The sequence below is a fragment of the Anaerosporobacter sp. genome (genome assembly GCF_965301125.1).
The window spans coordinates 1-9,847 of record NZ_CBDLAM010000106.1 but is presented as its reverse complement, the minus strand read 5'-3'; the positions used below and the strand labels follow the sequence as shown (position 1 = coordinate 9,847).

At 33.5% G+C, this 9,847-nt stretch carries 11 protein-coding genes and 1 tRNA gene; all 12 read right to left on the bottom strand.

The window, feature by feature from the left end:
* Window positions 1-92: 92 nt before the first annotated feature.
* Window positions 93-488 (bottom strand): nucleoside 2-deoxyribosyltransferase, encoded by a 396-nt coding sequence (locus tag ACW2QF_RS12160; RefSeq protein ID WP_455716273.1) that lies wholly within the window; start codon window positions 486-488, stop codon window positions 93-95.
* A gap of 191 nt (window positions 489-679) precedes the next feature.
* A tRNA-Gly gene (locus ACW2QF_RS12155) sits at window positions 680-751 on the bottom strand.
* A gap of 131 nt (window positions 752-882) precedes the next feature.
* Window positions 883-1,536 (bottom strand): rhomboid family intramembrane serine protease, encoded by a 654-nt coding sequence (locus ACW2QF_RS12150; RefSeq protein ID WP_455716272.1) that lies wholly within the window; start codon window positions 1,534-1,536, stop codon window positions 883-885.
* 250 nt (window positions 1,537-1,786) lie between these two features.
* Entirely contained in the window at window positions 1,787-2,167 is a 381-nt protein-coding gene (locus ACW2QF_RS12145; RefSeq protein ID WP_455716271.1) for a YbaN family protein, read from the bottom strand.
* Between the two features lie 70 nt (window positions 2,168-2,237).
* Entirely contained in the window at window positions 2,238-3,572 is a 1,335-nt protein-coding gene (locus ACW2QF_RS12140; RefSeq protein ID WP_455716270.1) for a CoA-disulfide reductase, read from the bottom strand.
* Entirely contained in the window at window positions 3,572-4,933 is a 1,362-nt protein-coding gene (locus tag ACW2QF_RS12135) for a cation:dicarboxylate symporter family transporter (protein ID WP_455716269.1), read from the bottom strand. The genes ACW2QF_RS12140 and ACW2QF_RS12135 overlap by 1 nt, the downstream gene beginning before the upstream one ends.
* A gap of 215 nt (window positions 4,934-5,148) precedes the next feature.
* Window positions 5,149-6,636: a permease prefix domain 1-containing protein gene (locus ACW2QF_RS12130; RefSeq protein ID WP_455716268.1), complete on the bottom strand. Its 1,488-nt coding sequence runs from the start codon at window positions 6,634-6,636 to the stop codon at window positions 5,149-5,151.
* Window positions 6,629-6,961 (bottom strand): PadR family transcriptional regulator, encoded by a 333-nt coding sequence (locus tag ACW2QF_RS12125; protein ID WP_455716267.1) that lies wholly within the window; start codon window positions 6,959-6,961, stop codon window positions 6,629-6,631. The genes ACW2QF_RS12130 and ACW2QF_RS12125 overlap by 8 nt, the downstream gene beginning before the upstream one ends.
* A gap of 146 nt (window positions 6,962-7,107) precedes the next feature.
* A complete protein-coding gene (locus ACW2QF_RS12120; protein WP_455716266.1) occupies window positions 7,108-7,725 on the bottom strand; it encodes a DedA family protein in 618 nt (205 codons plus the stop codon).
* 114 nt (window positions 7,726-7,839) lie between these two features.
* A complete protein-coding gene (locus tag ACW2QF_RS12115) occupies window positions 7,840-8,385 on the bottom strand; it encodes a hydrolase (protein WP_455716265.1) in 546 nt (181 codons plus the stop codon).
* Window positions 8,386-8,670: 285 nt separating this feature from the next.
* Window positions 8,671-9,201: a hypothetical protein gene (locus ACW2QF_RS12110; RefSeq protein WP_455716264.1), complete on the bottom strand. Its 531-nt coding sequence runs from the start codon at window positions 9,199-9,201 to the stop codon at window positions 8,671-8,673.
* Between the two features lie 58 nt (window positions 9,202-9,259).
* A complete protein-coding gene (locus tag ACW2QF_RS12105) occupies window positions 9,260-9,790 on the bottom strand; it encodes a hypothetical protein (protein ID WP_455716263.1) in 531 nt (176 codons plus the stop codon).
* Window positions 9,791-9,847: the final 57 nt, after the last annotated feature.

Below are 9,847 nucleotides of genomic sequence, written 5' to 3'. Positions count from 1 at the left end.
CACACATAGAGTGTGTGCTTTTTCTATGTCTTTATCTATAATATAATTACAGACAAAATAGAGTATGATAACTTCGCATTATGTTCATAATTTTACAATAATTTTAGCAACTCATTCGCAATATCTTCTGTATTTCCAATAAGCTGATTTACTTGTGAAAGCCAATAAAATGTTGTTGTATTATCATCGCATTTAAAGTATGTATCATCATGGTGACATAAGTAAACTTTTTTGTTTAATGCTATTGCTATACCTAATTCCGTATGAGTTCCTCTACCCTGCGGAGTTAATATTATTACAACATCAGACTGCTTTATCCCTTCATATTCCTTTTCGCCAATAGACTTTAGTGTTTCTACGTCTGTTTCTTTCACTGGGCAATGTAATGTCCAATCATAAGTATGTTCCCAACCAGCATTTTTTAGTAGACGTGAAAGGTCACACACTTGTTCATAATTTATAAGACTTGAAGCAATATAAAATTTCATTTGTTTCCTCCAATATTTACAAGCTTTCCTGCTCTTTTTAAGTAAGCGCGAGACGGCGCACGAGGTCCAGTGGACCTCGGTCCTGCGCGGACCGGAGCGGAGCGGAGACATTCGAACTTCGAGTCCAGGATTGGACTCGAATAACGAAAAAAGGATATCCTTTAGGATATCCTCTTTTCGTTATCTTTGAGAGCGCGAGACGGGATTCGAACCCGCGACCCTCGCCTTGGCAAGGCGATACTCCACCACTGAGCCACTCGCGCATATATAGTCTTGTCTTACTGAAGACAAGATATATAATAACATAAGTTGACTGATTTGTCAACATTTTTTTAATTATTTATTCAATTAAAAATATTTAACTAATTTCATATACCTACTTGTTATTTTCTAATTACGAATTTGCTTGTTTCATATTCTCATTTGATAAATCCCTATCATCACTATCTTTTACACTGAGACTAAAAATTAATCCAAGAAGTATTCCAATGATTAATCCAACTTCATGAGATATCAGCGTGTTTACACCACCTAAATTCGGTAATATCAGATATGCAATTATTAGAATCTTCTTTAAGATAGTTTCCAAAGACCAAATATTCTTCCTCTCTTTAATTATTAGAATTAATAGAGTTCCACCCATACCATAGATGGCCCCACTTGCCCCAACACTTCCATAAGTGAAAGATGTTGTGACTAGAGCTGATCCTATTCCACAAAGTAAGTAAATCGCAACGAATCTCTTACTACCAAATCTTCTTTCCACAATCGAGCCTATACAATATAATCCAATACAATTCACTACTAGATGAGGAATACCTGCATGCAAAAACATACAAGTAAATAAACGCCACCATTCTGGGCTCATAGCATTTATATTAAGTAACCTTCCATACTGCGTTAGATATCCCCACTGATTTCCCTTCAATAGATGGTCTACTGATAGAACTTTCGTTCCTTCTTTATTCAAAACCAAGAAATCTAATAAAAAGACAACAACTAATAAACTAATTAATCCATATGTATATTTACAATTCTTTCTCTTCATCGCAGTATACCTCGCATATATTACTAATTACCTTATGTCTTACTTTTTATATCGGCATTAATATTAAAATTCTTAATATTCCTACTACTAGTCTACCATAATTTTACATATTTTCCAACCGTATTTTTCTTATTATAGCAATTGTAAGAATCATAATAACCATTTTACATTAGTCTTCCATAAACTTAAAAAGAGAGAATGTGACGGTCCACATTCTCTCTATGCTAAAGTTTGCATCAGACACATATCTTTACTGCTCATCTTTAGTAGTTTTGATCTTTAATAAAAAGTAATAGTAATGGAATACAGCCACCATGAGTAATACTCCTCGTACCCACCAATTAGATGCTATCATCGTAGAAATGGCTAATATCATAGTAACCATACCTAATAAGCAGACTTTTTCACCAGCAGTCATTGATTTTGATTGAACAAAGGACGCTACATGCTTCTGATACATTTTCGTTGAAAGAAACCACTGATAAATTCCCTTAGATCCTTTACCAAACATCACTGCTGCTAGCACAAAAAAGGGTGTAGTCGGCAAGATAGGCAATAAAATTCCAATACTTCCTAGAGCCACACAGAGCAAACCTACAATGGTAAATATGCTATCTTTTATTTTATTCATATCGCTCCCTAGATTATACTTTTAATCTACTATATGAAAAAATAAAAGAAGACGCTACTTAACTATATATCTACTTTGCTACATTACCCGCATTATTTAAAGCGTCCCAAGTTCTAGCAAACGGAGGGGCATAACACAGATCTAACATTCCTAATTCCTTCGTTGTCATTTTCCCATATATAGCCGCTGCTAGCACGTTAGTTCGTTGTACTGCATCCTGTTTTCCTACTACTTGGCCTCCCAGTAATACTTTCGTATTAGCGTCATAGATTAGTTTTATTCCTAATAATTCTTGACCTGGATAATAATTCGTATGATTTTTATCTGTTATGAACACAGTACCTACTTGGATTCCCAAGTCTTTTGCTTCCGCTTCCGATAAGCCAGTACGACCAGCCTCTAAATCAAGTACTTTAATACAACTAGATCCTAATGTTCCATTGAACTTAACATGTTTTCCTGCAAGATTTTCTCCAACAATTCTTCCTAATTTATTGGCATTTGTCGCTAGCGGAAGGTAGGCTGGATTTTCTTTTATTCTATGTGGTACAGTTGCACAATCTCCTGCTGCATAGATATTATCTATCGATGTTCTTCCTTCTTCATCAATAACAATAGCTCCATTAGATAACATGTTGAGATCAGTGTCTTTTAAGAATTCCGTATTTGGTTTTACTCCTGTTGCAAGTATTACAAGGTCGAGTTGAAAGCTTTCTTCCTTTGTACGAATCTCTTGTACATACTCTTTTCCACCAAGTGCTGTTACTTTTGCATTCAGATGTAGATGAACTTCTTTTTCCAATAATTCTTCTTCTAGAACTTTCGTAATCTCTTCATCAAATATATCTTTAAGAATACGGTCTTCTAATTGGAATACATGTACTTCCTTGCCTAACTTTTTCGCTGCTTCTACAACTTCCAGTCCTATAAATCCTGCTCCAATAATACCGACCGTCTTAATCGAAGAGTCCAACATTCTTTCACGAACTTGCTGTCCATCTTCTAAATTACGTAGAAAATATACATTTTTTAAATCTATATTCTGTATAGGAGGTTGGATTGCTCTTGCACCAGTAGCAATCATCAATTTATCATACGATTCCCAATGCTTAGAATCATCTTCTAAGCATTTTACCAATACACGTTTTCCATCTGTATCAACTTGGATAACTTCATGTTTTACCTGTACATTAATTCCAGATTCAATTGCTTGTTTTGGCGTTCTAACTAACATACGCTCATAGTCATCAAAATAATCTCCTACATAATAAGGTAAACCACAAGCACCGAATGAAATATAATTTTCTTTTTCATATATTGTTATACTCGCTTCCTTATCCATACGTCGAAGCTTGGCAGCTGCACTCATACCAGCTGCAATTCCACCAATTATTATTATTTTCATTATTCAACTTCTTCCTTTCCTATCGACTTATTAACCGTAATCGCACTAACCATTGTACCACTCACGTTTAATAAAGTTCTGCCCATATCTAATATAGGATCGATTGCAACAATTGCTCCTATAAGAGGAAAATATGCACCTAATCCCATTCCTGATATAACAACAGAGATAGAAATTGTAGCTGCTCCTGGTATTCCGGCAATACCAAAAGAACTAATAGCTATAACAATCGCTAACATTATGAAAAAGCTAAGATCCATATTAACTCCAACCATCTGGGCTAACATAACGGTAGTCATTGCAGGATACAAACCTGCGCAACCATTCATACCCATATTGGCCCCTAAGCTACCCACAAAGCTTGCGATACCTTCATTAACCAAGAATTTTTCACGTAATGTCTCAATTAATACTGGCAATGTACCTAAACTTGAACGGGAAGTGAATGCCAATATCAATGGCTCTAATCCATTCTTTATATACGTTGACGGCTTCACTCCCTGTATAGCAGCGATAATAAGCTGAACAATAAACATGATTACAATTCCTAGATATAATACCAATATATATTTAAGTACAGCAGCTAACACACTAACGCCTCTAGATATAATTGTATTCGCTAACAATGCCACAACAGCATAAGGCATAAATTTAATTATTGTCATTGCTATACTCAACATGATTTTATAAAAAGCCTCAACCCATTTAGTAAATGGTTCAATAATATCTTGATGCTTTTTGTTCAATCTTCGTATTGCTATACCAATAAATCCTGCAAATATAACAACTGCTATAATATTTCCTTCAGACATAGCATTCACTACGTTCGAAGGTAACAAACCTCTTAGTGTCTCAACGATTGGAACCACTTCACGAATCTGGGCATCCCCGCCTTCAACCACTAAGGCTGAACCTAATTGAAATACGCTTCCAAGCACTGCACCTATTATGGATGCAATTAATGTTGTACCAACAAGCATTCCAATTGTTCTATATGTTAGCTTACCAAGATTTTCACCTTGCATATTCATGATGACACGAATAATTGAGAAGAAAACCAAAGGTACAACTAGCATCTTTAGCAAATCCATGAAACCGTTACCCACTAAACCATACCAACTGGATACCTCTGATAACCAAACGACCTCACTTGGTTCACTTGGAAACTTTGCTATCAATTGAATAACAACACCTAATACCAGACCAACAACTGATCCGATAATCATACGATATGAAAAATTAATTTTCTTTTTTTCTATTCTATGAATAAAGTAAAATACAACGAGTAAAACTGCCAAAAATAGATATGTTCTAAAATCACTCAATTGTAAAAAACCAGTTAGAAATGTACTCTTTTCCATACTATTTATTCCTCCTTATTTCTATTACAATATTTTCATACTATTTTAATATGAATTATATGATATATTATATTCCATTATTTCTATTTTGTAAATAATATTTTCAAATTTATCTAGATATACATGTATATTTCTCTTTATACATAAAAATACGCCAGCTTATACAATTTACAATTCAAAATTGTTCAACTGACGTAAGAGAATTCTTACTTTAGCTAGTGCTTAACACTATAATAAATTAGTTTATAATCCCAGTTATTCCAAACATGGTCATATCGATAAGCTCCAAGTATAACTCCAAACATGACCATATTCACCACTATACTGCACATTCCATCTGAAATCAATGGCAAATTAACACTGTTACCATATAGATAGCCCATATTGGATAACAAATAAAATATAAACTGCAGCAATAAACTTATCGAACATGTAATTGCTAGCATCCTAGCTAATTGATTCATAATTTTAGAAGCCATTGTCACTAGGCTAATATAAAGTGTAGCTATAACCATTACCAATAGACAACCAACACACCAGCCATATTTAACAATCCAGTATGCAATACGATAATTTCTATTATAGTGTTGTGGCAAAGCTAAATTTAGAACATTATCGTTCTTAGCCACATCATAAGTAATGTTCCTTGTGTCATCGTCATCTGATTTTGCTTGTATTACATTCCATTCTTCCTGAGTTAACATAACACTTCCAAAAGGTTTAGCCTTACTTAATAGATCTCGTATTGTAATACTATCATAAGCATAGCTCAAAGTTCCATGATCTACCGATTCGGGTTCAAAACATCTTGCTAAATTATAGGAAACACTTGAAAGCCCCTTATTATTAACCGATACATAGCCTCCAAATAAAACAACTATTCCAATACTATACCATAACCACAATTGCTTCTTCTTCCCATTTAATACATTACTCGCAATCATTATTCCTAAAATGATTACGAAAGCAATAATGGCTATAAGTTCATTCGTAACTATGCTAAAACCTAATTGAAATCCACTCAAAACCAATAACAATAACATAATCGCAAAAGACATAGCTATAGCCAACTTTCCTTTTTGCCTAATTCCATAGATAGAAATCACAATAAGCGGAACCATTATTAACAACATAGCCCCAATTATAGCAGAACTAAATAATTTTGACCATATCGTTACTGCAAAATCTAAATTATATATAGTAGTTGACTTTCTTATCAATAACGTAAGCACTTCTAATGATATAATTCCACACAAAAAATATCCAATTACTTTTGTTTTCCTAACAAGAATTTCATATCCTTTTAAATAAAATAATAGTAATAATATAATCCCTATTGGCAGATAAAATGAAGAAAATAAACCATGTATACCAAAACCTTGATCACTCCATTCACGAACATTTCCTATTATCGCTAACAATATTGCGAATATCCCTAATCCAATACCCCACCAATTATCTTTTGTTTTTCGTACAGAATTCAAAGATATACCAATATCAACTGGCTTTCCCATCTGTATCACAGCATTCTTTACAGCATCATCCCTATTCTCTCCATTATTCTCATACTCTTCAACACGATCTTCTATATGAGAAAGTAACTCTTCTTTAATCTCCGTCCGTATCGGATGATATTGGATCTGTTCTGTGACATCTTGTATAAATATTTTGACTTCCTCATAATCCTCGATCTCTCTAGGCAATGGTAGCACCTCCCAATACTTTATTGATTCCTTTCTGATAAAGCTTCCATTCTTTATTCTTCTCCTCAAAAGTATTACGTCCTACCTCTGTTATCTTATAGTACTTACGTAATCTTCCATTCTCTGCAACATGCTCATAACTCTGTATTGCACCTTGTACTTCTAAGCCATGCAATATGGGATACAAAGTTCCTTCCTTTAATGAAAATACCTGCTCACTCTGTTCTTCTAATTCCTTAATAATCTGGTACCCATACATATCTTTATCTTTAAGTAATTTAAGAACCATTAATGATGTTCCTACCGACATTAATTTCTTATCCATTCTGATGTCACACCTTTCAAAAATATTTATAGAGAAAATAATATACCTAGACTTTCTAGGTATTATTATACATAGATAATCTAGGTATGTCAATGGTTTTGCAAATTAATTCCAAATGAATCTTTAATCCAAAAAGGATTCGGAAACTAGTTACGTTCCCGAACCCTTTTTTTATAGAAATATATAACACCAATAATAAATACAATCACTAAGACCACCAATGTAACAAATGCATATTCATTTATAATAGCAGCAATCTTATCCCATGACTCACCCACAATACTTCCAATCACTATCAATACCGTATTCCAGATACATGAACCAATTGTCGTTAATATGAAGAAACGTCCAAAAGGCATTCCACTCATTCCTGCTGGTATGGATATCAAACTACGTATAATAGGAACAAATCTACCGAAGAATACAACCTTGTCCCCTTTTGTAGCAAACCAACGGTCTGCTTTTTCAATATCATCAGCCTTTAGAAATAAAATCTTACCGATTTTACCAGATACAATTCGCATCAAACGCTCTTTATTCAAGATACGTCCTATATAATATAGTACGACTGCTCCAAGCAATGATCCTATTGTAGCGGAAACTATCACTCCTACAACCGCCAAACTTGAATAGGTTGTCATGAAACCTCCAAATGTTAACACTACTTCCGAAGGAATTGGTGGAAATATATTCTCAATGGCAATTAAAAGCATAACCCCTATATAGCCAAACTGATTCATAAGTTGAATAATTACATCTTGCATTGTGATTTTATCTCCTTTAACTAATTAATATGTATTTGTCAATTCTAACATATTACTTAATTAATTCCTGCTAAGAAACCGTTAATATTTTGTCGTTTAATACTTTATTCATTTTTATCTTCTAAAAGTTCGTAATGCCTGTATGGTACGTTCTATTAACTCATCTAAAGTCCAACCAAGCATATCAGCTCCTCGTTCAATAACATCTCTTGAGCAGCCAGCTGCAAACCCTTTACTCTTATATTTCTTCTTAACTGATTTTAACTCTAAATCTTGTACACTCTTCGATGGTCTCATAATCGCCACCGCACCAATTAATCCCGTTAACTCATCTACTGCATACAACACTTTTTCCATCTCATGCTCAGGCTTAACATCAACAGTCAACTCATATCCATGACTTGTAGTAGCATGAATTATTCTCTCATCCACACCACGTTCCCTCATAATTTCTTGTTCTTTGATGCAGTGTTCCTCAGGATACATCTCAAAATCCAAATCGTGTAACAACCCTACAATTGCCCAAAAATCGGCTTCCTCTCCATAACCAAGTTCATTTGCGAAGTAACGCATAGTATTCTCAACAATCTGCGCATGCTCCAAATGAAATTCATCCTGATTGAACTCTGTAAGTAAATCCCAAGCCTCTTCTCTTGTCATATCTCCATCTCCTTGTCTACAATGTTTACTATTGGTACGTTGTCTAATCACCACATCATGATTGTCGACTCTCTTTGTCTTAAGTTAATTTTCAAAGTAATTTCATTATTTACTAATTAATCCATGTTATAGAAAACTAACATCTTCGAAAACAAAGAGAGTCAGGATTTTTTTATAAATTTCAACTACTCATCACACCTGTATTTTTTATTTTACTAGAACATTAATCCGGTTATTTCATTCTCAAAACTTAGTAATTTGTGAAACTCTTTATAATTAGATAGTTTAATAATCAATAGTATCCTCTGTTGGATCCGCAATACTTATACCAATCGATTTAATAAATTGATCTTCTGCAATTTCAAAATCTAGTATAATATGAAATGCCTCATAACGAATGCCATCTTCAACAGGGCTTTCTATTTGTACAAAATTAGTTTGTTCAAGATTATCCTGTATAATTTGTTTATTATCACCAGGAAAAATCCCCATAAAGTTCGCATCTTTCGATCTTAATTTCATTGCTACAATGCTTGCATTTTTGTGATAACTTCCAACATAATATATATCCTCAGAAGTCTCGTTCCTGAATGTTAACGGTATACCAGATACAGCACCATCTGGTGGTTCAGCCAAGAGATTTAATCCCAAAAAATAACTATTATTGTTGATTTGCTCAATTTCCTCTAAAGTTGCTTCATACTTTTCATCCGATTTATTTTCATTATTATTTGAATTCCTTCTTGTGCAACCAATACAACATAGAAGTAACAAAAATATGGAGAATAGCGAGAATGTTTTCATAATTTTATTCATTATATTTATACCTCTAAGTCTCCTTATTGAGTAATTTACTATGCTGAAAATCATCATATTAATAATCAGGTCTTACTTCTGTAGGATCGGCGATACTTATGCTTATTGTCTCTATAAATCCATCTTTAGTAATATCGAAAATAAGATTAATATGGTATGCCTCATATCGTATTCTGCTTTCAATAGTACTTTTATCTTGCGTAAAATTACTTTCATCAAGCTTCTCTTCTATATCTTGTTTACTATCACCAGGAGAAATCCCCAGAAGATTTGCATCACTTGATTTCAATATCATGGTAACTATCTTAGTGCTTCCATGATAAGAATCAATATAGTAAATATCATCAGAAGCATCTTTTCTTAAAGTTTGTGGCAAACCACTAACAGCATTTTTAGGCGCATCGTCTAAGAGCTTATATCCAAAAAAATTACTATTGTTGTTGATTTGCTCAATTTCCTCTAAGGTTGCTTCATACAAATCATCCGATTTATTTTCATTATTTTTTGAACTTCTTCTTGCACATCCATTGCTACATACTAGTAATGACAAGATTGAAAATAGTACGAATACCTTCAAATTTTTCTTCATACCTTTCAAACCTCCAAAATAAATTAACTAAACTAAAGCAAGTGTGAGCATCAATTG